At 71.7% G+C, this 25849-nt stretch carries 28 protein-coding genes and 1 pseudogene; 18 read left to right on the top strand and 11 right to left on the bottom strand.

The window, feature by feature from the left end:
• Nucleotides 1-78: 78 nt before the first annotated feature.
• The 6 genes from Q8A52_RS25505 (at nt 79) to dnaK (ending at nt 8191) form a co-directional block, all read left to right on the top strand.
• Nucleotides 79-480, top strand: coding sequence for a hypothetical protein (locus Q8A52_RS25505; RefSeq protein WP_263214422.1), 402 nt, complete (start codon nt 79-81; stop codon nt 478-480).
• A gap of 169 nt (nt 481-649) precedes the next feature.
• The gene (locus tag Q8A52_RS25500) at nt 650-2770 is read left to right on the top strand and encodes a phage holin family protein (RefSeq protein ID WP_316755561.1); all 2121 of its coding nucleotides are present in this window, start codon (nt 650-652) and stop codon (nt 2768-2770) included.
• Between the two features lie 79 nt (nt 2771-2849).
• Nucleotides 2850-3911, top strand: coding sequence for an ATP-binding protein (locus tag Q8A52_RS25495; RefSeq protein WP_316755560.1), 1062 nt, complete (start codon nt 2850-2852; stop codon nt 3909-3911).
• On the top strand, nt 3908-5707 hold the full coding sequence (locus Q8A52_RS25490; protein WP_316755558.1) for a vWA domain-containing protein: 1800 nt from the start codon (nt 3908-3910) through the stop codon (nt 5705-5707). Before Q8A52_RS25495 ends, Q8A52_RS25490 begins: the two co-directional genes overlap by 4 nt.
• Before the next feature lie 65 nt (nt 5708-5772).
• Nucleotides 5773-6198 (top strand): OsmC family protein, encoded by a 426-nt coding sequence (locus Q8A52_RS25485; RefSeq protein WP_316755556.1) that lies wholly within the window; start codon nt 5773-5775, stop codon nt 6196-6198.
• A gap of 130 nt (nt 6199-6328) precedes the next feature.
• Entirely contained in the window at nt 6329-8191 is a 1863-nt protein-coding gene (gene dnaK / locus Q8A52_RS25480) for a molecular chaperone DnaK (protein ID WP_316755554.1), read from the top strand.
• Between the two features lie 4 nt (nt 8192-8195).
• On the opposite strand, the gene narJ is transcribed toward dnaK, so the two are convergent.
• From narJ to Q8A52_RS25460, 4 genes are all read right to left on the bottom strand, one after another.
• Nucleotides 8196-8672: a nitrate reductase molybdenum cofactor assembly chaperone gene (gene narJ, locus Q8A52_RS25475; protein ID WP_316755552.1), complete on the bottom strand. Its 477-nt coding sequence runs from the start codon at nt 8670-8672 to the stop codon at nt 8196-8198.
• Nucleotides 8673-8798: 126 nt separating this feature from the next.
• Complete coding sequence (locus tag Q8A52_RS25470) at nt 8799-9605, bottom strand: SAM-dependent methyltransferase (protein ID WP_316755550.1); 807 nt, start codon at nt 9603-9605, stop codon at nt 8799-8801.
• A gap of 18 nt (nt 9606-9623) precedes the next feature.
• The gene (locus Q8A52_RS25465) at nt 9624-10487 is read right to left on the bottom strand and encodes a helix-turn-helix domain-containing protein (protein ID WP_316755547.1); all 864 of its coding nucleotides are present in this window, start codon (nt 10485-10487) and stop codon (nt 9624-9626) included.
• Nucleotides 10488-10583: 96 nt separating this feature from the next.
• Nucleotides 10584-11432: a helix-turn-helix domain-containing protein gene (locus Q8A52_RS25460; protein WP_316755546.1), complete on the bottom strand. Its 849-nt coding sequence runs from the start codon at nt 11430-11432 to the stop codon at nt 10584-10586.
• An 882-nt stretch (nt 11433-12314) separates the two neighbouring features.
• Here Q8A52_RS25460 and Q8A52_RS25455 point away from each other — a divergent pair.
• Together Q8A52_RS25455 and Q8A52_RS25450 are read left to right on the top strand one after the other, a co-directional pair.
• The gene (locus Q8A52_RS25455; protein WP_316755544.1) at nt 12315-12620 is read left to right on the top strand and encodes a 4a-hydroxytetrahydrobiopterin dehydratase; all 306 of its coding nucleotides are present in this window, start codon (nt 12315-12317) and stop codon (nt 12618-12620) included.
• 5 nt (nt 12621-12625) lie between these two features.
• Nucleotides 12626-13384, top strand: a complete 759-nt coding sequence (locus Q8A52_RS25450) for a class I SAM-dependent methyltransferase (RefSeq protein WP_316755543.1) — start codon at nt 12626-12628, stop codon at nt 13382-13384.
• Here the strand turns inward: Q8A52_RS25450 and Q8A52_RS25445 are convergent.
• Together Q8A52_RS25445 and Q8A52_RS25440 are read right to left on the bottom strand one after the other, a co-directional pair.
• The gene (locus Q8A52_RS25445; RefSeq protein WP_316755541.1) at nt 13353-13820 is read right to left on the bottom strand and encodes a hypothetical protein; all 468 of its coding nucleotides are present in this window, start codon (nt 13818-13820) and stop codon (nt 13353-13355) included. The genes Q8A52_RS25450 and Q8A52_RS25445 overlap by 32 nt on opposite strands.
• A complete protein-coding gene (locus Q8A52_RS25440) occupies nt 13817-14296 on the bottom strand; it encodes a hypothetical protein (protein ID WP_316755539.1) in 480 nt (159 codons plus the stop codon). Before Q8A52_RS25440 ends, Q8A52_RS25445 begins: the two co-directional genes overlap by 4 nt.
• Before the next feature lie 40 nt (nt 14297-14336).
• Between Q8A52_RS25440 and Q8A52_RS25435 the strand changes: the two genes are divergently transcribed.
• Together Q8A52_RS25435 and Q8A52_RS25430 are read left to right on the top strand one after the other, a co-directional pair.
• Nucleotides 14337-15305, top strand: a complete 969-nt coding sequence (locus Q8A52_RS25435) for a helix-turn-helix transcriptional regulator (RefSeq protein ID WP_316755537.1) — start codon at nt 14337-14339, stop codon at nt 15303-15305.
• Nucleotides 15306-15391: 86 nt separating this feature from the next.
• A pseudogene (locus tag Q8A52_RS25430) lies at nt 15392-15952 on the top strand (glycoside hydrolase family 6 protein); the annotation flags it as partial.
• A gap of 24 nt (nt 15953-15976) precedes the next feature.
• On the opposite strand, the gene Q8A52_RS25425 reads toward Q8A52_RS25430, so the two are convergent.
• Complete coding sequence (locus tag Q8A52_RS25425) at nt 15977-16747, bottom strand: phytanoyl-CoA dioxygenase family protein (protein ID WP_316755535.1); 771 nt, start codon at nt 16745-16747, stop codon at nt 15977-15979.
• 125 nt (nt 16748-16872) lie between these two features.
• On the opposite strand from Q8A52_RS25425, the gene Q8A52_RS25420 reads away from it, so the two are divergent.
• Nucleotides 16873-17766, top strand: a complete 894-nt coding sequence (locus tag Q8A52_RS25420) for a class I SAM-dependent methyltransferase (protein WP_316755533.1) — start codon at nt 16873-16875, stop codon at nt 17764-17766.
• A 15-nt stretch (nt 17767-17781) separates the two neighbouring features.
• Here Q8A52_RS25420 and Q8A52_RS25415 read toward each other — a convergent pair whose 3' ends face one another.
• Entirely contained in the window at nt 17782-17928 is a 147-nt protein-coding gene (locus Q8A52_RS25415; RefSeq protein ID WP_316755531.1) for a hypothetical protein, read from the bottom strand.
• Nucleotides 17929-18409: 481 nt separating this feature from the next.
• Entirely contained in the window at nt 18410-18823 is a 414-nt protein-coding gene (locus Q8A52_RS25410) for a glycosyltransferase family 39 protein (RefSeq protein WP_316755529.1), read from the bottom strand.
• Nucleotides 18824-18895: 72 nt separating this feature from the next.
• Between Q8A52_RS25410 and Q8A52_RS25405 the strand changes: the two genes are divergently transcribed.
• A complete protein-coding gene (locus tag Q8A52_RS25405; protein ID WP_316755528.1) occupies nt 18896-19597 on the top strand; it encodes an SDR family oxidoreductase in 702 nt (233 codons plus the stop codon).
• Nucleotides 19598-19657: 60 nt separating this feature from the next.
• Here the strand turns inward: Q8A52_RS25405 and Q8A52_RS25400 are convergent, their stop codons facing one another.
• Nucleotides 19658-20350 (bottom strand): glycoside hydrolase family 75 protein, encoded by a 693-nt coding sequence (locus Q8A52_RS25400; protein WP_316755526.1) that lies wholly within the window; start codon nt 20348-20350, stop codon nt 19658-19660.
• Nucleotides 20351-20552: 202 nt separating this feature from the next.
• Here Q8A52_RS25400 and Q8A52_RS25395 point away from each other — a divergent pair, with 202 nt between their 5' ends.
• Nucleotides 20553-21164: a hypothetical protein gene (locus Q8A52_RS25395; RefSeq protein ID WP_316755524.1), complete on the top strand. Its 612-nt coding sequence runs from the start codon at nt 20553-20555 to the stop codon at nt 21162-21164.
• A 127-nt stretch (nt 21165-21291) separates the two neighbouring features.
• On the opposite strand, the gene Q8A52_RS25390 is transcribed toward Q8A52_RS25395, so the two are convergent.
• Complete coding sequence (locus tag Q8A52_RS25390; protein WP_316755523.1) at nt 21292-22128, bottom strand: aldo/keto reductase; 837 nt, start codon at nt 22126-22128, stop codon at nt 21292-21294.
• A gap of 305 nt (nt 22129-22433) precedes the next feature.
• On the opposite strand from Q8A52_RS25390, the gene pqqA reads away from it, so the two are divergent.
• Genes pqqA through Q8A52_RS25365 form a run of 5 tightly spaced genes read left to right on the top strand, consistent with a single transcriptional unit; the run spans nt 22434 to nt 25846 of the window.
• Nucleotides 22434-22574, top strand: a complete 141-nt coding sequence (pqqA, locus tag Q8A52_RS25385) for a pyrroloquinoline quinone precursor peptide PqqA (RefSeq protein WP_316755521.1) — start codon at nt 22434-22436, stop codon at nt 22572-22574.
• Between the two features lie 23 nt (nt 22575-22597).
• Nucleotides 22598-23335 carry a pyrroloquinoline-quinone synthase PqqC gene (gene pqqC / locus Q8A52_RS25380; RefSeq protein WP_316755519.1) on the top strand — a complete coding sequence of 246 codons (738 nt, stop codon included), beginning with the start codon at nt 22598-22600 and terminating at the stop codon, nt 23333-23335.
• A complete protein-coding gene (gene pqqD / locus Q8A52_RS25375) occupies nt 23332-23586 on the top strand; it encodes a pyrroloquinoline quinone biosynthesis peptide chaperone PqqD (RefSeq protein WP_316755518.1) in 255 nt (84 codons plus the stop codon). Before pqqC ends, pqqD begins: the two co-directional genes overlap by 4 nt.
• The gene (gene pqqE / locus Q8A52_RS25370; RefSeq protein WP_316755516.1) at nt 23583-24665 is read left to right on the top strand and encodes a pyrroloquinoline quinone biosynthesis protein PqqE; all 1083 of its coding nucleotides are present in this window, start codon (nt 23583-23585) and stop codon (nt 24663-24665) included. Before pqqD ends, pqqE begins: the two co-directional genes overlap by 4 nt.
• Nucleotides 24662-25846 (top strand): glycoside hydrolase family 88/105 protein, encoded by a 1185-nt coding sequence (locus tag Q8A52_RS25365; RefSeq protein ID WP_316755514.1) that lies wholly within the window; start codon nt 24662-24664, stop codon nt 25844-25846. Before pqqE ends, Q8A52_RS25365 begins: the two co-directional genes overlap by 4 nt.
• The last annotated feature ends 3 nt before the right edge of the window (nt 25847-25849 follow it).

Raw genomic sequence — 25849 nt, 5'->3', positions numbered from 1 at the left:
GCCTCCTTCGTGCGACTCCCCGAAGCCTACGGGCAGGAGTAGGGTCGGCGGCGAAACCCGGAGGTGAGGGGGGACACCATGGGACCGGTTCGGGTCACGGCGATCGCCAGTCTGACGCCGCTCGAGGAGCTGGAGGCGGATCCCTTCCTCGTGGATTCCCGCAGTCAGCACGCGATGTGCGCCCGCTGGGCCGCCGAGCGCGGCTATGTCGTCGCACGGGAGCTGCTGGTGCGCGGTCTGCGCCCCGACCACTGCGTGCTGTGGGACGGGGTCCGGCCCGGGGTGGACCTGTTCGTCGCGCCCAGCCGGCGGGTGCTGGAGAGCGCCCTGTCCTCCGCCGACGAGTTCACCGCGGAGTGCGCCCGGCGCGGGGTGCGGGTCGAGACGGTCGGCTGCGCGGAGCCGCTGTACGACGCCCAGATGAAGGCCCGAGTCCACCGGCGCCTGTCCATGCCGACCGCGGGGTACGACGGCCGCTAGGGCCTACGGCCTGTCCCGCGGATCAGGTCGCAGGAAAGAAACGGCCTGCGATCCGTCTGCGGCCTGATCCGCCGGACCGGCCCTGGTCCTTGATGTCCGGCCCGCTCCTTGTGACAAGGTGGACCCAGGCCCGCGCCGGCGACGGGCCGGGACGTGAGGTGTACGGGGCGTGCGTGGCGGGCGTTGGCGGCGGATCGCCAGTCAGGTCGGGCGGAGCGTCACGGTGTGGGCGGTCTCCACCCTCACCATGCTCGTCCTCGCCGGACTCCTGCCCGACTTCCAGCTCCAGTCCGCCGACGGCGACAGCGCCACCCGCATCGCCGTCACCGCCGCCCTCGGCGCCGGCGCCTTCGGCGTCCTGTCGGCCGTGGTCTGGCCGCTCCTGGTACGGCTGCTGCTGCTCGTGCCCGCCCTCGTCCTCGGCCTGCTGGTCTTCTTCCTCAACGGCTCCCTGCTGCTCGTCGCGCTGCGCATCAACCCCTCCGGAAGCAGCGAGGCCGCCCCCGAGACCGCCGTCATCGTGGCCGCCGTGATGTCCGCCGTCGCCTCCGCCACCGGCGCAGCCCTCGCCGTCCGCGACGACGACGCCTACCGGCGCAGGCTCTACCGGCTCGCCGACCGCCGCCGCAGATCCCATCCGCCCTGCCCGGCCGCCCCCGGCACCGTCCTCGTCCAACTCGACGGCGTCGGCCACGACGTGCTCACCGACGCCGTCCGCAAGGGGCTCATGCCCACCGTCGCCCGCTGGACCGGCGCCGCCGACGGCCGGCGGCCCACCCACCGGCTCACCCCCTGGCGCACCGACTGGTCCAGCCAGACCGGCGCCAGCCAGCTCGGCATCCTGCACGGCTCCAACTTCGACATCCCCGCGTTCCGCTGGTACGAGAAGGACAGCCACGAGGTGATGGTCTGCAACCGCCCGACCAGCGCCGCCGAGCTCCAGCGCCGCGCCGTCGAGCGCACCCGCGACGGCGGACTGCTCTCCGCGGACGGCGCCAGCCGCGGCAACCTGTTCAGCGGCGGCGCAGGCGAACAGGCCCTCGTGCTGTCCATCGCCACCCGCAGGCGCGGCCGCGAGAACCGCTCCCGGGCCGGCTACTTCGCCTACTTCTCCGACCCGGCCAACGCCGTCCGCACCGCGCTCTCCTTCACCGCCGAGGTCTGCCGGGAGATCGGCCAGTCCACCCGGGCCCGGGCACGGGGGCAGCGTCCACGCGTCAAACGCGGGGGGCTCTACCCCCTCGTCCGAGCCTTCGCGACCGTCGTCGAACGCGACGTCGTCGTCGCCGCGGTGATGGGCGACCTGCTCGCCGGCCGCACCGCCGTCTACGCCGACCTCGTCGCCTACGACGAGGTCGCCCATCACTCCGGGCCCCGCAGCCGCGACGCAGAGAAGGTGCTGCAGCGGCTGGACCGCTCCCTCGCCCTCATCGAGAAGGTCGCCGAACACGCCCCGCGCCCCTACCGGATCGTCGTGCTCTCCGACCACGGCCAGAGCCCCGGCGAGACCTTCCACGCCCGCTACGGCCTCAGCCTCGGCGACCTGGTCCGCGCCGGCTGCGCACTGCCCGTACCCCGCAGGGCCGAACGCACCCTTCCCCAAGCTCTCGGATTCGCTCGAGCAGGGCAGACCCCAACCGGCGCCGAGGCACGAGCCGCCGTGCGGGCGGCCCTGCGCCGGCCCGTCGAGGAACGCGGCGAACGTCACCGCCCCACCGGCCGCCACTCGGATCCCATCGTGCTCGCCTCCGGCAACCTCGGCCTGGTCTCCTTCCCGGACGTGCCGCACCGCATGACCAGGGAGGAGATCGACGCCCGTCACCCCGCCCTGCTGGCCACCCTCGCCGACCACCCCGGCATCGGCTTCCTGCTGGTGCGCAGCGAGCGGCACGGCGGTCTCGTCCTCGGCGCGAACGGCGCGGAGATCCCGCTGGACCGGCTCGACGGTCACCCCGGCCCGCTGGCCTGCTTCGGTCCCGGCGCCGCCGACGCCGTCCGCCGGACGCACTCCTTCCCGCACACCGCCGACATCATGGTCAACTCCTGGTACGACCCCGCCGACGGCGAAGTCCTCGCCTTCGAGGAGCAGATCGGCTCCCACGGCGGACTCGGCGGCGCCCAGGCGAAACCGTTCCTGCTGTCGCCCCTCGCCCTGTCCGCGCCCGCCGCCGACGGGCAGGACCTGGCCGGCGCCGAGCAGGTGCACCGCGTGCTGCGCCGCTGGCTGCGCGAGGCGAACGGCCCCCAGGTGCCGCTCACCCCGGAGACCGAGGCGGAGCGGGCCGCCTGAAATTCGGCTGCGCCCAAGGGGACGCGCACCCACACTGTTCGAGTCGCACATCCTCGAACATCCCCAAGGAGTCCTGGTCTTGCAGGCTGCCGTCACGGTCACTCCTGCCCGTCTCCCCGAGCTGCTGCTCGGCCTCGCCACCGTCCGGCCCGTCTTCATCTGGGGCGCCCCCGGCATCGGAAAGTCCTCCCTGGTCAGGGAGTTCGCCGAATCGCTGGGCCTGGAGTGCGTGAGCCTGCTCGGCACCCAGCTCGCCCCCGAGGACCTGATGGGCGTCCCGCAGATCCGCGAGGGACGGTCGGTGTTCTGCCCGCCGGAGGCGATCGCCCGCGACGAGCCGTACTGCCTGTTCCTGGACGAGCTGAACGCGGCCACCCCGGACGTGCAGAAGGCGTTCTACTCGCTGATCCTGGACCGCCGTATCGGCAACTACGAGCTGCCCAAGGGGTCCATCGTCGTCGGCGCCGGAAACCGCGCCACCGACAACGCCCTCGCCCGCCCCATCGCCAGCGCCCTCGTCAACCGCCTCGCCCACGTCCACCTGGAGGCATCCGCCCGGGACTGGCTCGCCTGGGCCGCGGGCAACGGCATCCATCCCTGGATCGTGGACCACGTCACCGACCGGCCCGACCATCTGTGGTCCAGGCCGCCGAAGACCGAGGAGCCGTTCTCCACCCCGCGCTCCTGGCACATGCTCTCCGACGCGCTGCACTCCTTCGGCCGGGACCTCGACGAGGAGACCCTCAAGGTCCTCGCGCACGGCACGCTGACGCCGACGCACGCGACCGCCTTCTGCGGCTACGTCAAGATCGTTCGCAGCCGCTTCGGCATCGAGGCGATCCTCAAGGGCGACGCCGGCTGGCCGCACCGCATCGAGGACCGCGACCTGCTGTACTACCTCGCGGAGTCGTTCCGCGGCCGCCTCGTCAAGGAACTGCCCGTCAGCAAGGAGCACATGTCGGCGAACGGGCGGCAGACCGCGTACCGCGCCAAGTCCCTGCTCGTGCAGCTCGCCGAGATCTCCGTCGAGGTCGCGCAGAGCGTCATCGCCGCCGACGCCGACGGCAACCCCGTCCTGCCCGCCTGGTTCCTGATCGAGGCGGCCCGGGACATGCCCCGGCTGGTGGAGGCGCGCCGATGAGCCGTGCCCGCGGGGCGAAGCCGAAGAAGAAGGACCCGGCCGCGGAGGAGTTCGCGGCGGGCGTGGCGCTGATGCGGGCCAACCCCGCCCTGCGCGCCGTGGAGTTCACCATCTGCCGCCACCCGGACTGCGGACTCGCGCCGCGCGCCGGACTCGTCCGCGCCGACTCCGACGGAGTGCTGCACGCCCACCCCACCCGCCGTGCCGAGCCCGCCGAATGGGCCTGGGCCCTCGCCCACGCCACCATCCACCTCGGCTTCGGACACCTCCCGTCCGCCACCGGCGAACGCACACAGCCCGACCGCCACGACCTCGCCGCCCGCTGCGCCGTCGTCAACCGGTTCCTGCAGACCTTCCCCGTCGGCGAGGCACCGGAGCATCTGCCGCCGGCGTACCCCGACGGCGACGAGGAGCAGCTCGCCGCACAGTGGCGCCGCACGGGCGTGCCGGCCGCGTACGAGCGCTGCGGCACGGCCGGCGGCGACCCCGACCAGCTGCTGGTGTCCTGGAACAAGTGGGCCGGACAGCTCCCGGACTGGCAGCTCGCCTTCGCCCACGCCCTGACCCGCACCATGGCCACGGCGATGGACATGGCGGGCGGCCGCCGTGACGCCATGTCCGGCGACCCGACCCCGCTGCGCCCCTGGGAGAAGGCCCTGAGCTGGTTCATCTCCTCCTACCCGCTGCTCGGCGGCATCGCGGCCGGCATCAAGCTGGTCGCCGACGCCGAACTCGCCCGCGCCCACGACATCTCCGTCGCCGCCGTCAACGCCGAAGCGGGCGAGATCTACATCAACCCGCTGCGCACCCTCGAGGACGAGGAGTGGCGGTTCGTCCTCGCCCACGAGATGCTGCACGCCGCCCTGCGCCACGGCGACCGCTGCGGCACCCGCGACCACTACCTGTTCAACATCGCCTGCGACTACGTCATCAACGCCTGGCTCGGCGAGATGGGCATCGGCACCATGCCCCAAGGGGCGCTCCACGACCCGGAGCTGACCGGCCTGTCCGCCGAGGAGGTGTACGACCGGATCGCCGGCGACCTGCGCCGGATGCGGCGCCTGGCCACCCTGCGCGGCAAGGGCCTCGGCGACATGCTCGGCGCCCCGCTCGGCCCGCCCCGTAACTACGTCGACCTCGACGAGTTCTACCGCCGGGGCCTCGCCCGGGGCCTGGACCTGCACCAGGCGCAGGAGCGCGGCTTCCTGCCCGGCGGCCTGGTCGAGGAGATCCGCGCGCTCAGCCAGCCGCCGATGCCCTGGGACGCACAACTCGCCCGCTGGTTCGACGAGTTCGTACCGCGTCCGGAGGCGGTGCGGTCGTACGGCCGCCCCTCGCGCCGGCAGTCGGCCACCCCCGACATCCCGCGCGCGGGCCGCTGGTTCCCGCCCGAGGAGGTCGCCCGCTGCACCTTCGGCGTCGTCCTCGACACCTCCGGCTCCATGGACCGCACGCTGCTCGGCAAGGCGCTGGGCGCGATCGCCTCGTACGCCGAGGCCCGCGACGTACCCGCCGCCCGGGTGGTCTTCTGCGACGCGGCGCCGCACGACGCCGGCTATCTGCCGGTCACCGAGATCGCCGGCCGGGTACGGGTGCACGGCCGCGGCGGTACGGTCCTGCAGCCCGGGATCGACCTGCTGCACCGGGCGGACGACTTCCCGCCGGGCGCCCCGGTGCTGGTCATCACCGACGGCTGGTGCGACGTGCTGCGCGTACGGCGCGAGCACGCCTATCTGATCCCGCAGGGCGGCCGGCTGCCGTTCACCCCGCGTGGGCCCGTCTTCAAGGTGCAGTGAGTCCGAATGTGATCGGATGGGACTCGCAGAACCCGGAATGGGGCTCCCACGCGAAAGGAACAACCGTGGCCACCACGCGCACCGCACACACCGTCTGGGAAGGCAACCTGATCGAGGGCAACGGTGTCGTCACCTTCGACTCCTCCGGCATCGGCCAGCAGCCGGTGTCGTGGCCGTCGCGCGCGGAGAAGGCGAACGGCAAGACCAGCCCCGAGGAGCTGATCGCCGCCGCCCACTCCAGCTGCTTCTCCATGGCGCTGTCGCACGGCCTGACCGGCGCCGGCACCCCGCCCACCAAGCTCGTCACCTCGGCGGACGTCACCTTCCAGCCGGGTGAGGGCATCACCGGCATCCACCTCACCGTCGAGGGCACCGTCCCCGGCCTGGACGAGGAGGGCTTCGCCGCGGCCGCCGAGGACGCCAAGAAGAACTGCCCGGTCAGCCAGGCCCTGACCGGCACCACCATCACTCTGTCGGCGAAGCTCGCCTGACCCGCACCACCTTCCCGGATGCCGCGTCCCGCAGGGCGCGGCATCGCCGTTTCCGGGTACCCGGCATTGACAACAGCCCGCTCAAGTTTTGTGCTGGAGTCGGGGAAACGCCGGGCGGAAGGGGACAGCAATGGCACGCGCGGTCGGGATCGATCTCGGCACGACGAACTCGGTGGTGGCCGTCCTGGAGGGCGGCGAGCCCACCGTCGTCGCCAACGCCGAGGGGGCGAGGACCACGCCGTCGGTCGTGGCCTTCGCCAAGAACGGCGAGGTGCTGGTGGGCGAGGTCGCCAAGCGACAGGCCGTGACGAACGTGGAGCGCACCGCCCGCTCGGTGAAGCGGCACATGGGCGATGCGGCCTGGCGCTTCCCGGACAGCGGCTCCGTCGACGGCACCCGCTACCGGGCCCAGGAGCTGTCGGCGCGGGTGCTGCAGAAGCTGAAGCGGGATGCGGAGGCCTACCTCGGCGAGGATGTCACCGACGCGGTGATCACCGTACCGGCGTACTTCGACGACTCCCAGCGGCAGGCGACGAAGGAGGCCGGGGAGATCGCCGGTCTGAAGGTGCTCAGGATCATCAACGAGCCCACGGCCGCCGCCCTCGCCTACGGCCTCGACCGCGGCGAGGAGCAGACCGTCCTCGTCTTCGACCTCGGCGGCGGCACCTTCGACGTCTCCCTCCTGGAGATCGGCGACGGCGTCATCGAGGTGAAGGCCACCAATGGCGACACCCACCTCGGTGGCGACGACTGGGACCAGCGGATCGTGGAACACCTGGTCAAGCGGTTCAAGGGGCAGAACGGCATCGACCTGGGCAACGACAAGATGGCGCTGCAGCGGCTGCGCGAGGGCGCCGAGAAGGCCAAGATCGAGCTGTCCAGCTCGAGCGAGACGACGATCAACCTCCCCTACATCACCGCCTCCGCCGAAGGCCCCCTCCACCTGGACGAGAAGCTGACCCGCGCCCAGTTCCAGGAGCTCACCGCCGACCTGCTCGACCGCTGCAAGACCCCCTTCCACCAGGCGGTCAAGGACGCCGGCGTGAAGCTCTCCGCGGTCGACCACGTCATCCTGGTCGGCGGCTCGACCCGGATGCCCGCCGTCACCGACCTGGTCAAGGAGCTCACCGGCAAGGACCCGCACAAGGGCGTCAACCCCGACGAGGTCGTGGCGGTCGGCGCCACCCTGCAGGCGGGCGTGATCCGCGGCGACGTCAAGGACGTGCTCCTGCTGGACGTCACCCCGCTGTCCCTGGGCATCGAGACCAAGGGCGGCATCATGACCAAGCTCATCGAGCGCAACACCACGATCCCGACCCGCCGTTCGGAGATCTTCACCACGGCCACCGACAACCAGCCGTCGGTCGGCATCCAGGTCTACCAGGGCGAGCGGGAGATCGCCGCCTACAACAAGAAGCTGGGCGTCTTCGACCTCACCGGCCTGCCGCCCGCCCCGCGCGGAGTCCCGCAGATCGAGGTGGCCTTCGACATCGACGCCAACGGGATCATGCACGTCTCGGCGAAGGACCTGGCCACCGGGCGCGAGCAGAAGATGACGGTGACCGGGGGCTCGGCCCTCCCGAAGGACGACATCGACCGCATGATGCGGGAGGCCGAACAGTACGCCGAGGAGGACCGCAAGCGCCGCGAGGCCGCCGAGACCCGCAACCAGGCCGAACAACTCGTCTACCAGACCGAGAAGTTCATCCGGGACAACGAGGACCGGGTGCCCGCCGAGACGAAGTCCGAGGTCGAGGCGGCGGCCGGGGAGGTGAAGACTCTCCTTGAGCAGAATGCCGATACGGCCGCTCTGCGCACCGGCGTCGACAAACTCGCCACCGTGAGCCAGAAGATGGGGCAGGCCATGTACGCCCAGGCCCAGCAGCAGACGCCGACTGCCGGGGAGAGCGCCGCACCGCCGCAGGACGAGGAGGGCGTGGTCGACGCGGAGATCGTCGACGACGAACGGGACGAGAAGGGCGGTGCCGCGTAGCCGCCTATGTCGTCGGCAGCGTCGCGCAGACCGCGTCCAGTACGGATGCGTAGGGCGTACCGAATTCCGTCAACCGGGAGCGGAGCCCCTCCAACGCGTCGCGGTGCTCCGTGAGCAGCTCCGTGCTGCCGGTCCGGGCGGTGCACTCCAGCACCGCCGGGAGGAAGTCCGGCAGTTCCTCGCCGCTGAACTCCAGGCCGTGCTCCCGGTAGACGTCCTCGAACCGCACCAGCGACCCGCCCCGCCGCCCGATGCAGCCGTTGTTCCATCGGCTCAGGTACAGGCCGTGCCGGTGCCCGAGCCCGAAGACCCGCACATAGTGCTCGGTCAGTTCGCACAGCGGGGTCACGGCCGCATAGTCGCTGAACTCCCGCAGCTGCGGCGCGGCTTCGCGCAGCAGCGGCAGCCGGGCGACGAAGTCGTCGTCCGGATAGGTCAGGCACAGCGCAGCCGCCTGGTAAAGGACCGCGTCCGAGGGCATCCGGCCTCCTTCGCGTCGTCGGAGGCCGGCCGCCCTCGCGGTCGGTCGCGTGCGCTCCCTTGCTTGCCCTTGGTTCCAACCTAGGGGCGAGAAGGGATGCGCACCTGTCTGCCGCACCCGTCCGGGTCAGGGCTTGCGCGCGACCCCCGCGTACACGGGCACGATGCCCTCCGCCTGTGCCGCCACGTCCTCCGGATCGGGCCGCCACCCGTAGACGGGGATCACACCGGGCCCGAGCAGTTCCAGGCCGTCGAAGAACCTGGAGAACTCCGCCAGCGTACGGGGATAGAACGGCGTGCCGCTCCTGCGGAACAGTTCCGCCGCCCGGGCCACGCCCTCGGGGCTGAGATCCTGCGTGACCTGGGAGAGGATCAGATGGCTGCCCGGGGCGAGCCGCGCGACGTACCGCTCGATCAGGCCGTACACGTCGTCCTCCTCACCCAGATAGTGGGTGAGCGCCACCAGGGACAGCGCGACCGGGCGGCCGAAGTCCAGGGACTCACCCGCCAGACGCAGAATGGTGTCGGGGTCGCGGACGTCGGCGTGGACGTAGTTCGTGCTGCCCTCGGCGGAGCCCCTCAGCAGCGCCTCGGCGTGCCGCAGCACGATCGGGTCGTTGTCCGCGTACACCACCTTCGACTCCGGAGCCGCACCCTGCGCCACCTGGTGCAGATTGGGCTCGGTGGGAATGCCGGTGCCGATGTCCAGGAACTGACGGATCCCGGCCTCGGCCGCCGTACGGACGGCCCGGTGCATGAACCGCCGGTTGGCACGCGCCCCGCGCACCGCCGTGCCGTCCGCGGCCAGGATCTTCCGCGCCAGCTCCTCGTCCACCGGGTAGTTGTCCTTGCCGCCCAACCACCAGTCGTACACCCGCGCAGGATGCGGCCTGCTCGTGTCGATGGTGATGCGCCCGGCCTCGGATTCGCTCATGCGGTGTCTGCTCCGTCCTCAGAGGTTCTCACGGTACTCACGCAAGATCTTCTCGGTGCGCCGCGCGGACGCGGCTCGCGCGGTCATGTGGTCCAGCACCTCCAGGTGCGCCCCGACCTCCCGGCGCGAGTCCAGGTACAGGGCGCCGGTCAGATACTCGGTGAAGACCATGTCGGGCAGTTCGGGCTCCGCGAACCGGAACAGCGTGAAGGGAGCGTACGTCCCCGGATGCGGGCCGGAGGCGAACTCGGCGAGCTGGAGGGTGATCCGGTCCCGCTCCGCGTACTCCAGCAGCTTGTCCAGCTGGTCGCGCATCACTTCGGCGTGCACGCTCACCGGGCGCCGCAGCACCGTCTCGTCCATGATCACCCACAGGTGGGGCGGGTGCTCCCGTTCCAGCAGGCTCTGCCGGGCCATGCGCAACGACACATGGCGCTCGATCGTCTCCGGGCCGGAGGTCCCTATCGTCCCGGCCTCCATCACCGCACGCGCGTACTCCTCGGTCTGCAGCAGACCGGGCACGAAGTGCGGCTCGTAGGAGCGGATGATCCGGGCGGCGCCCTCCAGGCTCACATACAGGCTGAACCAGTCCGGCAGCACATCGTGGAACCGCTGCCACCAGCCCGGCTGGTTGGCCTCCTCGGCCAGTTCCACGAACGCGGCCGCCTCCTCGTCGGCGACGCCGTACGTCGAAAGCAGCACCTGCACGTAGGGGATTTTCAGCGCGACCTCGGCCATCTCCATCCGCCGCACGGTCGCCGGAGCCACCCGCAGCACATGGGCGGCCTCCTCGCGCTTGAGGCCGGCCGCCTCGCGCAGCTCCTGCAGCCGCTTGCCGAGCACCACTTGGCCCACGGTCGGCGCAGCACGCCGCTCACTCACGCCACGCCTCCCCTACGCGCCGAAGTATGCGTGCAGTGTGTCACGCGATGCCGTCTCGCACACGTGCCCGATGCAGACGCAAGCGTCACATGCCCGTCAACCCACCAGCGAATGGAGGTACTTGGCGGTAGCCGGGTCGGCGGGCAGAAACGTCTCGATCGCCAACTCGGCCACCGTCACGTCCATCGGCGTATTGAACGTGGAGATCGACGACACGAACGACAGGGTCCGCCCCTCGTGCTCGATCCGCATCGGCAGCGCGAAGTACGCGACGGGCTCGGCCGGTTCGTCCGCGGGCGCGTCCTCCGGGACGGGATAGGCCGCCACCTCCTCGTACAACTCCCGCAGGACGTCAGAGCGATGAAGGGCGATCTGCCGATCCATCTGTGCGAGCAGATGGCCGCGCCACTCGCGCAGATTGCGGATGCGCGGCGCCAGGCCCTCCGGGTGCAGCGTCAGCCGCATCGCGTTCGGCGCGGGCGTCATCAGGGACTCCGGTACGCCGTCCAGCAGCATGGCGATGCCCCGGTTGGCCGCGACGACCGTGTACGTGGCGTCCACGACCAGCGCCGGATACGGCTCGTAACCCCGGATCAGCCGCTCCATCCCGTCCCGCAGCGCGTCCAGCGCCGGGTCGTCCAGCGGGGTCTCGGGATAGTGCGGGGCGTAACCGGCCGCCAGCAGCAGCGCGTTGCGCTCCCGTACCGGCACGTCCAGGTGCTCGGCCAGGCGCAGCACCATCTCCTCGCTCGGCCGCGAACGGCCCGTCTCGACGAAGCTGATGTGCCGTGCCGACGAGTCGGCACGCAGTGCCAGTTCCAGTTGGCTGACCCGGCGCCGCTCCCGCCAGGCACGGAGCAGCGGACCCACACCCTTGTCGGCGGGGACGAGGGCGGGGGCGGTAGCGGTGGCGGACGGTGCGGGGCCGGACGCGGCACTGGTCATACGGACGACCGTAGTCGAGGAGTGTGCGCAGGAACGAGCCCTGGAAGCCGTCCTGGGAGGGCACGGCGGTGTACCGGGCCCTGGTCCGCGGCTGCCTTCTCGGCGCTGGGGCCCCCTGCTCGAGCGAAGCCGAGGGCCAGGGGGAGCTCGGCGACGCCCTCGACCCTGTTCACCGCCGAGGACCTCGTCCAGGCCCACGCACGGGAGCGGGCCAAGGGCATCGGCGGTGGCTGGGCCCTGCTGCCGCGCCGGGTCCACGAGCGGTGGCTGGAGACCCAGTCGAAGCCCGGCCCGGACCGGGCCGCACCCACCGAGGGCGGCGCTTCGCCGGCCGGCCTGATCACCGAGGCGTGGCTGTACTCCCCCAGAGGGGGGCACCCCCAGCCGGGCCCCGGGCCACGCCTGCCTGTCCGGGATCGCCCAGATGTACGCGCCCGACCCCGGGCTCGGCTCGACGGCAGGCCGGGACGGGTCACCCCCGACTCCAAGGGCTGCGGTGCGGTGACGCGCGCGCTCGGCCCCCTTCGGCCTTGTCACCCCGCCGTCGCGGCCTCCGCCATAGCCGCCCGCGGCGCCCGGATCACCCACGGCCCCCCACCGGCTACTACGCGGCGGGCGCCCTGGCCGAGCCCCGTGTCACGAACGCCCTGCTGCTGGCCGTCAACCACTCGGGTGACAGCGACTCCACCGGCTCCCTCTGCGGCAATCTGCCCGGCGCGCCACGGCGACGTGGGCCTGCCCCACGCCTGGGTCGAACGCGTCGAGGGCCGGGCCCGGATCGCGGCGCCGGCGGACGAGCTGGCGGCGGAGTTCGCAAGGGGCTGAGCGGGCCCGTCTGTGGCAGGCTGAGCGGGTACGCGACCCCAGGAAGGGAGCCGTTCCATGCCCGTCGAACCGCTGTCCCAGAAGGAGATCGAGGACCGGCTGGCCGAACTGCCGGGCTGGTCGCTCGAGGGGGACCGCATCACCCGTTCGTACCGGCTCGGCTCGCACTTCGCGGCGGCGGCGCTGGTCGTGCACATCGCCCGGATCCAGGACGAGCTCGACCACCACTCCGACCTCACCATCGGCTACAACACGGTGACCCTGTCCGTGAACACCCACAGCGCCGGCGGTGCCGTCACCGCCAAGGACTTCGGACTCGCCCGCCGGGTGGAGGACATCGCCCCAGGTCACGGGGCAGACTGAGGTACGTGCTGGATTACGACAAGGAAGCCGCCGCCTACGACGCCTCACGCGGCGGCGAACCACGGGCCGAGGCGGCCGCCGACGCCGTCCTCGGCCTGATCCCCGACGGCACCCGCCGCCTCCTCGACCTCGCCTGCGGCACCGGCATCGTGACCCGGCGGCTGGCGGCGGCCCGGCCGGGGATGAGGGTCACGGGCGCCGACCTCGCCCACGGCATGGCGCGGATGGCCGCGGCCCGCCTGCCCGGCTCGGTCGTCCTGGCCGACAGCCGCCGACTCCCGTTCCCCGACGGGACGTTCGACGCGGTCACCAGCGTCTGGCTGCTGCACCTGATGGACGATCCCGCCGACGTCGGCTCCATCGTCGCCGAGTGCTCCCGCGTGCTGCGGCCGGGCGGGGTGTACATCACCACGGTCGACAAGGCCGAGGCGCACGACGTGGGCAGCGACATCGACGCCGCGCTCGTCCCGCGGCCACGCCGCCCCGCCCCCGACGCGGCCGGCACGGTGGCGGCGCACGCCGCGGAGCACGGGCTCCTCCCCAATGGGCGGGCGTCCTTCCCCGGCCTGGGACAGGGCCGCAGTCCCCGCGGCACCATCGCCAATCTGCGGCGCGGCTGGTTCACCCTGTTGGCGCCCGACGACCCGCTGACGGAGCGGCTCGCCGAGGCGCTGGCGGCCCTCCCGGACCAGGACCGGCCCCGCCCCGACCCCCGTTTCCGCGTGCGGTCCTTCAGGAAGCCGCAGGCCGGCCGAACTCCATGATCCAGTTGGTCACCCAGGTCTCCCCGCCGTCCACCGAGAACGCCTGCTCCCAGCGGGCCGCGGCGGGGGAGACCCCCGACCACACGAACCGCACCCGTACGTCCTTCCCGTCGTGCGTGTCGTCGCCGTAGAACTCGCCGTGGTCGCCGGTGAACCGGCCGAAGACTGGCGGAAAGAGCGTCCTGCTGCGGCTGGAGGCCCAGTTCAGCGACCAGTGGCCGGTCTCCCGGTCGAAGAGCCGCAGGGTGGCGCCCCGGTACCCGAGGCGCGGCATGTCGATCTCGTCGATGTTCGCGGCCCCGCCGAACAGCGGCCGACAGCTGCTGGTGCCGGAGAACTCCTCCCAGTCGCTGCCGGGGTCGAGGAAGTCCGTGCGGCGGCGGTGGCTGACCTCCCACTCGCCGTGGAAGAAGTCGAAGTCGTGCGGGCTGCTCATGAACGGTCTCCCGTGGTTCCTTCGGACAGGGTGTCGGTCAAGTAGGCCTTCAAGTCCGGGACTTCGGGTGCGAGCAGATGCCGCACCCAGGCGTCCCGTTCGTGCTGGATCGGCGGGAGCTCCCACACGCAGCCGATCCAGGGCAGGTCCGGCCGGATGAAGTGCGTCGGGTCCTCGTCGGGGCAGCCGAGCACCGGCTGGCCCGCCGAGGCGCCCCGGAAGTGCAGGACGTTGTCCCACACCCAGCTGTACGCGTTCAGATAGGCGCCGGTGTCCCCGCCCCGGTGCAGGACGACGAACGTCGCGGGCGGCGTGCCGTCCGGCTCCGGCAGCAGCTGCGGCAGGATCGCGTACGCCGCCTTCTCCACCTCCGGCGCGATGCCCGCCGGATCCGCGGTGACGTGATAGCGCTTGACGTGCCGGCCGGCCACCTCGATGGGCGGCAGCACGGTCAGCAGTTTCTCCTTGAAGGCCATGCACGGGACGCTAGGCCCGCTTCACTGACATCCTGTGTCAGTGAAGTCCAGCCGACTCGTCTCGATCCTCCTGCTCCTGCAGACCCGGGGCCGGATGACCGCCGCCCAGCTCGCCGAGGAGCTCGAGGTCTCCGTCCGCACGGTCTACCGGGACGTCGAGGCGCTGAGCGCGGCGGGCGTGCCGCTGTACGGCGACGCGGGCCACGCCGGCGGCTACCGCCTCCTCGACGGCTACCGCACCCGCCTGACGGGTCTGACCACCGACGAGACCGAGGCCCTCTTCCTCGCGGGCGCGCCCGGACCCGCCGCCGACCTCGGTCTCGGCCCGGTCCTGGCCGCCGCCCAGCTGAAGGTGCGCGCCGCGCTCCCACCGGAACTGCGCGCCCACGCCGACCGCATCAGCGGACGCTTCCACCTGGACGCCCCCGGCTGGTACGCCGACGCCGACGACACCCCGTATCTGCCCGCCGTCGCCGACGCCGTATGGAACGGCCGCGTCCTCGACGTCCTGTACCGGCGCTGGCGCGAGCCCACGGATGTGCGGCGCCGCCTCGAGCCGTACGGACTGGTCCTGAAGGCGGGCCGCTGGTACGTCGTCGCCGGACCGGGCCCGCGCACCTTCCGCGTCGACCAGATCCTCGAACTGACCGTCTCAGACGAGGAGTTCACCCGCCCCGAGGCCTTCGACCTGGCCGCATACTGGACGGCGTACCAGCGGGACTTCCACGACCGGCTGCGCGGCGGAGAGGCGCTGGTCCGACTCGCCCCAGGCGCCCGGCTGCCCGGCCCGGCGGGCGATGCGGCCCACGCCAACGGCCGTACGGACGCGACAGGTTGGACCCTTACCACCATCGCCATCGAATCCGTCGACCACGCCCACGCCGAATTCCTGCGCCTGGGCACGGACATCGAGGTCCTCTCACCCGTCGAACTCCGCGACCGCATCGCGCGGACCGTCACCGAACTGGCCGAGAGATACGGCAACTCCCGAGCGGACGGCGGCGACTGAGAAGTCGTTCCGGTAGACGGAGTCGGGAGGTGCCCTCTCCTGGGAGGGGGAAGGCGGTTCCCAGTGCGCCGGTGGGTACCAAGAACAACTTCACCGTCGACGACACGGTCAACGGCAACACCGTCCGCCAGTCGAAGTGGGTCGACTGGAACCGCTACGTCGACGAGCTCTCCTTCGCCCAGGCCTTCCGCACCAAGCTGGTCTCGGTCGGCTTCAACTCCGTATCAGCATGCTGATCGACACCTCCCGCAACGGCTGGGGCGGCTCCGCGCGTCCGTCCGAACCCGGCCCGAAGACCAGCGTGGACGCCTACGTCGACGGCGGCCGCTACGACCGCCGTATCCACCTGGGCAACTGGTGCAACCAGTCCGGCGCCCGGCCTCGGCGAGCGCCCGCAGGCCTCCCCGGCCACCGGCATCGACGCCTATGTGTGGATCAAGCCGCCGGGCGAGTCCGACGGCTCCAGCACCGCCGTCCCCAATGACGAGGGCAAGGGCTTCGACCGCATGTGCGACCCGACGTACACGGGCAACGCCCGCAACGGCAACAACATGTCGGGCGCCCTGCCGAACGCGCCGCTGTCCGGGCACTGGTTCTGCGCCCAGTTCCAGCAGCTGATGCAGAACGCCTACCCGCCGCTGCCGTGACGCGGTGACCGTGATCCGCCGGGGTCAGCCCTCCAGGGACAGGCCCCGGCGGATCGCGAGTTCCACCGGCGAGTGGTCGCCGTGGGGTCGGTCCAGCTCCAGCGGCGACTCCAGGTACAGCGGCGGCTGAGCCATGAACCGGGGCCGGGTCCCGTGGTGCGGCTGGGCGGCGTGCACCAGGAACGGGTGGCAGAGGTAGACGTCGCCGGGGCTGCCGGTGGCGCACGTGAGCGGTCGGTGCGCGGAGGCCGCGGCCACCTGCGGTCCGAGTTCCAGGAACGAGGCGCCGGCATCGCCGTACGGCTCCAGGACCGGCGGCACGTCGAGATGCGAGCCGACCCTGATCCGGGTCGGGGCGTCCTCCTCGGCCACCTCGCTGAACAGGAACAGCATCAGCAGCGCACGTTCCCTCGAGCGAAGGTTGGTGTGCCACAGGGTGGCACCCTCCGGGAGATAGCTGCCCTCGATGTGCCAGCCCGCGTCGTCCGGCTCCGCCGCGTGCGGAAAGCGCAACGGGAAGCTCCCCAGCGAATAGCGCGGGGCCCAGCGCCGCTCACCGACCAGCAGGTCGAACGCCTCATGCAGTACGGGGGAGTTGGCGGCGGCCGCGAACGGTCCCTGGGCCATACCGGCCACCCACACCACCGGGTCCTGCCAGGTGCCGGGGTCGTCCGGGTCGTACCCCGTCTCCCGCCAGAGCAGGCCCGTGCAGTCCTCGGCGACGCGTTTCGGGACAGCGCCCTCGATCTTCACGAACCCGTCCTGGAGGAACCGCTTCACCAGCTCGTTGTCCATCGGATCATCCTCGGCGACTCCCGTTGCCGGGCGCACTCCGTTTTTTGCCGCCCCGGCAACAGAGCTGGCCCCGGTCCGGTGCGTCGGCGCACGCTGGCCTCACCCCGGACGAGAGGCTGACCATCATGGCGCACCACCACCATCACGAGCACGACCACGGCCACGGCCACCAGGACACCTACATCGACTGGGCGGCCATGGCCCAGCACCTGGAGGCGCAGGCGGAGCTGCTCGCCCCCGTGTACGAGCGGGCCATGGCCTGGCTGGCGAAGGAGGTGACCGAGCCGGGGCTGATCGTGGACGCGGGCAGCGGGCCGGGTGTCGTGTCGTGTCTGTTCGCCGAGGCGTTCCCGGGCGCGCGGGTCATGGCCGTGGACGGCGCCGAGCCGCTGCTGGAGCGGGCCCGTGACCGCGCCGCCCGCCAGGGCGTCGGAGACCGCTTCGGCACCCTGGCCGGTGAACTCCCCGGTGTGCTGGACGAGTTGGACTACCCGGCCGACCTGCTGTGGGCGAGCCGCAGCCTGCACCACCTCGGCGACCAGCGAGCCGGGCTCGCCGCCTTCGCCGCCCGGCTCGCCCCCGGCGGCACCCTGGCCCTCCTGGAGGGCGGGCTGCCCTCCCGCTTCCTGCCCCGGGACATCGGCATCGGGCGGCCGGGGCTGCAGGCGCGGCTCGATGTGCTCGAGGAGGAGTGGTTCGCACGGATGCGGGCCGACCTGCCCGGCGCCGTCGCCGAGACCGAGGACTGGCCCGCCCTGCTCGCGGCCGCAGGTCTGAAACACACCCGCACCCGCAGCTTCCTGCTGGACCTGCCCGCACCCGCCTCGGACCGGGCCCGCGCCCACGTCGCCGCGACCCTCTCCCGTTTCCGCGAGGCCGCCGCCGACGCCCTCGACGCCGACGACCGTGCCACGCTGGACCGGCTCCTCGACCCGGCCGACCCGGCGGGCGTGCACCGGCGGCCGGATGTGTTCGTGCTGTCCGCGTACACGGTGCACACGGCCGTACGGCCCGTGTAGTCGCCGGGCGGCGGCTCAGCACCGCCCCGGGCGCGCGTACACACTCACCCGCGCACCCCGCACCGTCCGGGTGCCGCACTCGTCGACGTGCGTGGCGAGCACCTGCCGCTTCGTCTCCTCCTGGGCGGTGGTGTCCAGCGGCTGCCCGGCCGGGTCGCGCATGACGACGATCCGCCGGGCGGCGAGGACGCGGGCCCGGACGACGGAGGGGGCGGCCTCGGTGCCGTACAGCGTGCCCCGAGTCCGCCGGGCCGCGGTCCAGGGCGAGATCGCGCAGCCCGCGGAAGGAATCCGGGTCGACCAGGGACCACACCCGGCGCCGGGACGGCGAGTACAGGATCCCGTCGGCGCCCTCGCCCGCCGCGCGGACGGCCGCGGCCACGGCGGTCACGTCGTCGACGCGGCTGTGCGGGGTGCGCAGACTCAGGGTGACCGGCAGCAGCGCGACGACGGCGGCCCCCGCGGCGAGGGCCGCCCCGGCCCGGATCAGGCCTCGGGCACGCAGCAGTCGGTCCAGCGCCGCGCCGACCAGCAGCGCCGTGCCCGCCTGGCCCCGTCCCGAGCAGCGCGAGCCCGGCGAATCCCACGAGCGCGTCCGCCCGGGGGCCGCCTATCCAGGCCACCTGCTCCGACTGGCCCATGCTCACCGCGGCCAGGGGAGCCACGCCCGCACCGGCGAAGAGCGCGGCACACGCCCAGTCGCGGCGGGCCGTGCGGGGGACGGCCACCGCGTGCGCGGCCCCGCCAGAACCGCGAACTCGTGCAGCAGACAGGCGGACAGCACGACCGTGCCGTAGGCGGCCCAGGCCCGCCCGGTGCCGGATTCCACCGCCCGGACCAGCAGATACGACGCCCACAGGACCAGCGCGCACACCAGTGCGTACGAACGGTCCTCCTGCGCGTACCGCTGGACCGGCGGCAGGACCGCGAACACCAGCCCGGCCGCCAGTCCCGCTCGCCGCCTGGCGCACAGCCGCGCGAGCAGGACGTGTTCACGCAGCCCGAGGAGGGCGGCCGTGCCCTCGGCAGTACCTCCCGTCGGTGCCGTACCGCGCAAGCTGCCGCCCTTGACTTCGAGAGCGCTCCAAATGATGAACTCCCCTGGTTCACCGAAACACAGGGGGTAACCATGACCGACTCTCCGGTCGCGCTCATCACCGGCGGCGGCAGCGGCATCGGCGCAGCCGTCGCCCGGCAGCTGCTGGACGCCGGACACCGGGTCGCCGTCACCGGCCGGGGCGAGCCGCGGCTGCGCGAGTTCGCCGAGGGGCTCGGCAACCCGGACGGGCTGCTGACGATCGTCGGAAACACGGCCGAGTACGACGACGTGCAGGCGGCCGTCGCCGCCACGCTGAAGGAGTTCGGGCGGCTCGACACGGTCGTCGCCAACGCGGGTTCCGCCACTCACGACTCGGTCGCGGAGGGCGATCCCGCCGGGTGGACCGACATGGTGCTGACCAACGTGCTCGGCCCGGCCCTCCTCATCCGGGCCTCCGTCGGCGCTCTGAAGGAGACCCGGGGCAGGATCGTCCTCGTCGGCAGCGTCGCCGGGTTCGTCAACACGCCCGGCAACCTCTACGGCGCCACGAAATGGGCGGTCACCGGCCTCGCCGAGAACACCCGGCGCCAGGTCACCGAGTGGGGCGTGGGCGTGACCCTGGTCGCCCCCGGGCGGGTGGAGACCCCGTTCTGGGACGGCCTGGGCAGCCTTCCGCCCGGCCACCTCCTGACCGCCGACCAGATCGCCGACACGGTCGTCTGGGCGATCCGCCGGCCCGACGGCGTCGACGTCAACACCGTGGTCGTCCGGCCGGTCGGGCAGCCCAACTGACGTACGCGGGAAGCCCGGTACCGCCCCAGGCGCGGTACCGGGCTCTTCTCCCCTCCCGGCTCAGTTGTTCTGCAGGAACTGTTTCGCCAGCTGGTCGCCGAGAGTCACCGCCGCGCTGTGGCTCTCGATGGGGGAGACCTTGGAGTTCTTGAACAGGATGTATGTCACGCCGGAGTCCACACCGCCGGTCGCCGGGTCGGGGTCGATGCCGAGCGCCTTGGCGGTGGCGTACGAGGCCTCGCCAATGATCTTCGTGGGGCCGGTGTCGCCGACGACCGCGTACTCGACCTTGTTGTTGTAGATGACGGCGACCACTCCGCCGCCCTTGATGCCGGCGCTGGAGTAGTTCCAGATGCTGCTGGAGCTGGGCACGACGACATAGGGCAGCGACTCGGCCTTCAGGGGCTTGCCGTTGGACTGGTGGAAGGCCGTGTCGTCCTGGTACCAGGGGTCGCGGTCCTCGTTGCAGTTGGTGGTGCGCTGGCCGTCGCAGTCGATGTCCATGTCGGCCTTCCAGAACACCGCGCCGTTCTTGCCGCACACGGGGATGCTGGCCGAGGTCTCGTCGTCGGTCTTGTACTTGCCGTTGGATATCTGCGAACAGGACTTCACCTTGGCGAGCAGATCGGCCGCGCTGACCGAGCCCTCCTGGGCGGACCTCGGGGTGGTGCCGGAGGCGCTTGCGGGGAGCACACCGGCGGCGAGCAGTGCGGCCCCGGAGGCCGCGGCGAGGGTCAGTGTTCGAACGCGCACTGTGGGGGACCCTTCTGTTAGGAAACTTTCCTTACCGGGTCCGTACAACTTGGCGCTCTTTACGTGGCCCCGTCAAGTCCTGTGGCGCGAACGGGTGTTGCGTGTGCCGTTTGCGGTGATCTGCCCGCCAGAGAACACTGGCGATATCGGCCATTCCGGAATTGCGCCCGACATGCACACGGCTTCTGGGAGGCGAGGCGTCATGTTCGTACGGACCGTCTACGTGACCGGCGATCCCGCGAAGATCGATACGGCCGTCAGAGCCCTGAACACGGCGGGACGGGACCTGCTGGAAGAGCGTCCGGGCTACCGCGGTGCGGGCGTCTTCGTGGACCGGGAGCTGGGCAAGCTCTTCGCCGCGAGCTGGTGGGACTCCGAGGAGGCCAGGCGCAACAGCAACGAGGTGATGCGCGAGCGGCGCGGTTCCCTCCTGGAACCGTTCGCGGGGACCGTGTCGGTCGACAACTACGAGGTGGCGGTCTTCCACGCGCAGCAGATACCGAGGACGGCCGGTGGACTGCGCATCACCAGGCTGGAGTTCGAGCCCGCGGACACGGACCTGGTCGCCGACACGTTCCGGGCCAGTGTGCTGCCCCGGATGGAGACCCTCCACGGGCTGGCCAGGGCCTCCCTGTTCGTGGACCGGGACCGCGGACGCGGCATGGTCCACATCCTGTTCGTCGACCACGAGTCCATGGCCGCCTCCCGCTCGGCCCAGGCGATGGCCCGGCACGAAGGGACGGCCAAGGCGCATGTCACCGTGACCGGGCTGGAGGAGTTCGAGGTCGTCCACGCGGACGTGCACCCCGACTGAGGCCCTGTGCTGGGCGGTTGACCGGCGCCTCGCCTCGTGACGCGTGTGCCCCGCCGGGCGGAGAAGGCCGCCCGGCGGGGCACACGGTCGTACGGAAGCGGGGCTCGGCCCGGGCCGACGGCGGGCCTCAGCCCATGTCGAAGGTGGCCGGGTCCGGACCCAGCCGCCGGTCCTCGTTCAGCGCGCTGATCGCCGCGAGGTCCTCGGTGTCCAGGCTGAAGTCGAAGACGTCGATGTTCTCCTTGATCCGGGACGGGGTCACGGACTTGGGGATCACGATGTTGCCCTGCTGGAGGTGCCAGCGCAGCACGATCTGGGCCGGGGTGCGGTTGTGCTTCTGGGCGATGGCGACGATCGCCGGCACCTCCAGCAGCCCCTTGCCCTGGCCGAGCGGGGACCAGGCCTCGGTGTGGATGCCCTGCTCCGCGTGGAACTCGCGGGCCGAGTGCTGCTGCAGATGCGGGTGGAGTTCGATCTGGTTGACCGCCGGGATGACCGAGGTCTCGGCCAGCAGGCGCTCCAGGTGCTCCGGAAGGAAGTTGGAGAGGCCGATGGCACGGACCCGGCCGTCGGCGAGGAGCTTCTCGAAAGCCTTGTAGCTCTCGATGTACTTGCCCCGGGACGGCAGCGGCCAGTGGATCAGGTACAGGTCGAGGTAGTCCAGACCCAGCTTCTCCAGGGACACGTCGAAGGCGCGCAGCGTGGCGTCGTACCCCTGGTCGCTGTTCCAGAGCTTGGTGGTGACGAAGACTTCCTCGCGGGGCAGGCCGGAGGCGGCGATCGCCTTGCCGGTGCCCTCTTCGTTGCCGTAGATCGCCGCTGTGTCGATGCTGCGGTACCCGGCCTCGAGCGCCGTGGCGACGGCACGCTCGGCCTCGTCGTCCGGCACCTGCCAGACGCCGAAGCCCAGCTGGGGCATCTCGACGCCGTTGTTGAGGATGATCGGGGGGACCTTGCTGCTCACGAGCTCTTGATCCTTCGGTTTGTCGACAGGTGGTACCACCATCGTCAACGATCACGGGCCCCAATGCATTCCTGACCGCCGAATCCGCCCGAACTGACCGGCGAGTCAGTTTCGGAGACGGAGGATGGCTGGAAATGCATCCGACGTTATCGGTCCGGACCATTGACCGCGGCCTGTCATCCCGGGACTCTGTATCGCACCGTTGAACGTGTCGATGAACTGCGTGCATGCATGTGAACATCGACGCCATTGGCGCCTTTCTGCGCAACTGAGAACCCCACCCTCAGGAAAGCAGGTACGTACACATGAACGAGACCCTGCCCGAGGCCTGCCAGACGGAACGGACCGTTCAGGAGACATCGGATGAAAACGTCTGGCAAAGCCCTGGCTACACCATCGTGGAAACCGCACTCGAAGTGACCGCCTACGCCCTCGGCGACCGCTGACCCGAGGCACGGCGAATCGCACCATGACCGCGACACCCGTACGCGCCGACGGCACCGCGCCCCCGTGGCCGGCCGCCGAGTTCACCCGGCGGCTGCGCGCCGTCACCGCCGAGCGCTACCACGACCGCCACCCCTTCAACCTGCGGATGCACCGCGGCGAACTCACCCCCGGTGAACTGCGCCGCTGGATCGCCAACCGCTTCCACTACCAACGGCACATCCCCGTCAAGGACGCCCTCGTCCTCGCCAAACTCGACCGTCCCGCGCTCCGACGCGCCTGGCTGCGCCGCATCCGCGACCACGACGGCACGGCCGAGGGCGAGGGCGGCATCGAACGCTGGCTGCGGCTCGGTGAGGCGGCCGGCCTCACCCGGGACGAACTGTGGGACACCTCCCGGGTGCTGCCCGGGGTGCGCCACGCGGTCGAGGGGTACGTCACCTTCTGCCGTCGGCGTCCCGCGCTGGAGGCCGTCGCCGCCTCCCTGACGGAGCTGTCCGCGCCCGACCTGATGCGCACCCGCATCGCCGCCTTCGAACGCCACTACCCGTGGATCGACCCGGCCGGCCTCGCCTACTTCCGCACCCGCGTCGGCCAGGGCGCCCGCGACGGCGAGGAGGCCCTCGCCCTCGTCCACTCCTGGGCCCGCACCCGTGAGCAGCAGGAACGGGCCGTGGCCGCACTGGACTTCAAGTGCGACGTGCTGTGGGCGCTGCTGGACTCCGTCGACAAGGGAGACAGCTGCACCGGGGGCGGGCCATGACCTGGCGTCCCGTCCTGTCCCGGGGCGTGACGCTGCGCCACGACCGGGTGCGCGGCACCGATCTCCTGCTGCTGCCCGAACGCGTGGTCGTCCTGCACGGCCGGGCGGGCGGCGTGCTCCGGCTGTGCGACGGCAGCCGGGAAGTGCGCGAGATCGTCGCCGAACTGCGCGGGGGATACCCCGGGGCACCGGTCGCCGTCGAAGTCCCCTGCTTTCTCGCCGCGTTGCGGAAGGAGGGCTGGCTGACATGACCCCGGATCCCCCGTGGGCCCTGCTCGCGGAGCTCACCCATGGCTGCCCGCTGCGCTGCGGGTACTGCTCCAACCCCGTCGAACTGGTCGGTCGGTCAGAAGAGCTGACCGCGGAGCAATGGGCCGGCGTGTTCCGGCAGGCGGCTGCCCTGGGTGTCGTCCAGACCCACCTGTCGGGCGGCGAACCGCTGTTGAGGCGCGATCTGCCGGACATCGTCGCCGCCGCCGACACCGCGGGCCTGTACACCCAGCTCGTCACCAGCGGGCTCGGACTCGGCGAGCGGCGGCTGGCCGCACTCGTGGAGGCCGGACTGCGCAGCGTCCAGCTCTCCGTCCAGCACGCGGACCCGGTGGCCTCCGAACGCATCGCGGGCGCCCGCTCGTTCGCGGCCAAGGAGCGGGCCGCCCGGCTGATCCGGGCGGCAGGGGTTCCCTTCGGGCTCAACGTCGTCCTGCACCGCGGCAATCTCGACGCCCTCGACGACCTGATCGCCCTCGGCGTGGCCTGGGGCGCGGACCGGATCGAGCTCGCCAACACCCAGTTCCACGGCTGGGCGCTGCGCAACCGGACCGTCCTGCTGCCGACCCCCGAGCAGACCCGGCGGGCCCGCGACACGGTGGCCGACTGGCGTCAACGGCTACGTGACGGTCCGGAGTTGGTATGGGTCGCGCCCGACCTCGTGGACGCCACGGCCAAGCCCTGCATGGGCGGCTGGGGCAGGGTCTCGCTCACCGTCGCCCCCGACGGCACGACCCTGCCCTGCCCCGCTGCGGCCGCCCTCCCCGGCCTCGACCCGCCGAATGTGAAGGACCGCCCGCTCGACTGGATCTGGCGGCAGTCGACGGCCTTCAACGCGTTCCGCGGCGAGTCCTGGATGCGGGATCCCTGCCGTGACTGCGCCCTGCGCAGCACCGACCACGGCGGCTGCCGCTGCCAGGCGTACGCGCTCACCGGCGACGCCGCCCGCACCGACCCCGCCTGTCGGCACGCCCCCGACCATCACCTCGTACGCGACCTCGTGCGTCTCGCGGACGCAGGCCGAGTCCTCGCATACGCCTATCGCGAAGGAGGAACATGAGACGCCGACGTCTGCGGGCGGTGCTGACGGCACTCGCGCTGACCACGGGTGGCCTGGCCGCGCTGCCCGCCGCCGTCCCCCCGGCCGTCGCCGCCCCCGCCCCGCACCGGCCTGCCGCCGCCACCGACTGGTCCAGGGCCGTGGTCGACTCCACCATGGCCCGCTACACACCGGCCACCCTCGGCGGCTGGTCGTACCCGGTGGGCCTCTACCTCTACGGCCAGTACCTCACCTACAAGCGCACCCACGACGCGCGCTACCTCAGTTACCTGAAGAGCTACGTGGACCGCTTCGTGAAGAGCGACGGCTCCATCGGCCAGTCCTTCAACAACCTGGACAGCATGCAGGCCGGCCGGCTGCTGGTGATCCTGCACCACGAGACGGGCCAGGACCGCTACCGCAAGGCGGCGAAGAAGATCCGCGACCGCCTGGGTAGCTACCCGCGCACCGCCGACGGCGGCTTCTGGCACGCCGACAACAGCAGCCGCGCCCATCAACTCTGGGCCGACGGCGTCTACATGGTGAACCCGTTCCTCGTCGAGTACGGCAGGGAGTTCGGCGACAGCACGTACACGAACGACGAGGCGGCGGGGCAACTCGCCGTCTACGGCCGCCATCTCCAGGTGGCGAACGGGCTGCTCAAGCATGCCTACGACGAGTCGAGGACGGCGAGCTGGGCCGACCCGCACACCGGGCTCGCGCCCGAGCACTGGTGCCGGGCGATCGGCTGGTACTCGATGGCGATCGTCGATGTGCTCGACGCGATCCCGGCCGGCCATCCGCGAAGGCCCCAGCTCCTCGACATCTTCCGGCGGCTCGCGGCCGGTCTCGAGAAGTACCAGGACCCGGCGACCGGACGCTGGTTCCAGGTGGTCGACAAGGGCGGACGCGCCGACAACTGGACCGAGACGTCCTGCTCCAGCATGTTCACCTACGCGTTGTCCCGGGGCGCTCAACAGGGCTATCTGGACCGGCACTTCGCGGCTGTGGCCCGGCGCGGCCAGCAGGGCGTGCTGGCGAAGGTCGAGATCGGCGCGGACGGCCGCACGAACCTCGCCGACATCTCCATCGGCACGAACGTCGGCGACTACGCGTACTACGTCGCCCGCACCCGGGCCACGAACGACTTCCACGGCCTCGGGGCCTTTCTGATCATGAACGAGCAACTGCGAGGAGATTAGTGT

The sequence above is a fragment of the Streptomyces herbicida genome, assembly GCF_032656585.1.
In the GTDB taxonomy this organism is placed as follows: Bacteria; Actinomycetota; Actinomycetes; order Streptomycetales; family Streptomycetaceae; genus Streptomyces; species Streptomyces herbicida.
The sequence above is the reverse complement of the archived record's forward strand: the minus strand, read 5'-3'. Positions and strand labels throughout refer to the sequence as shown.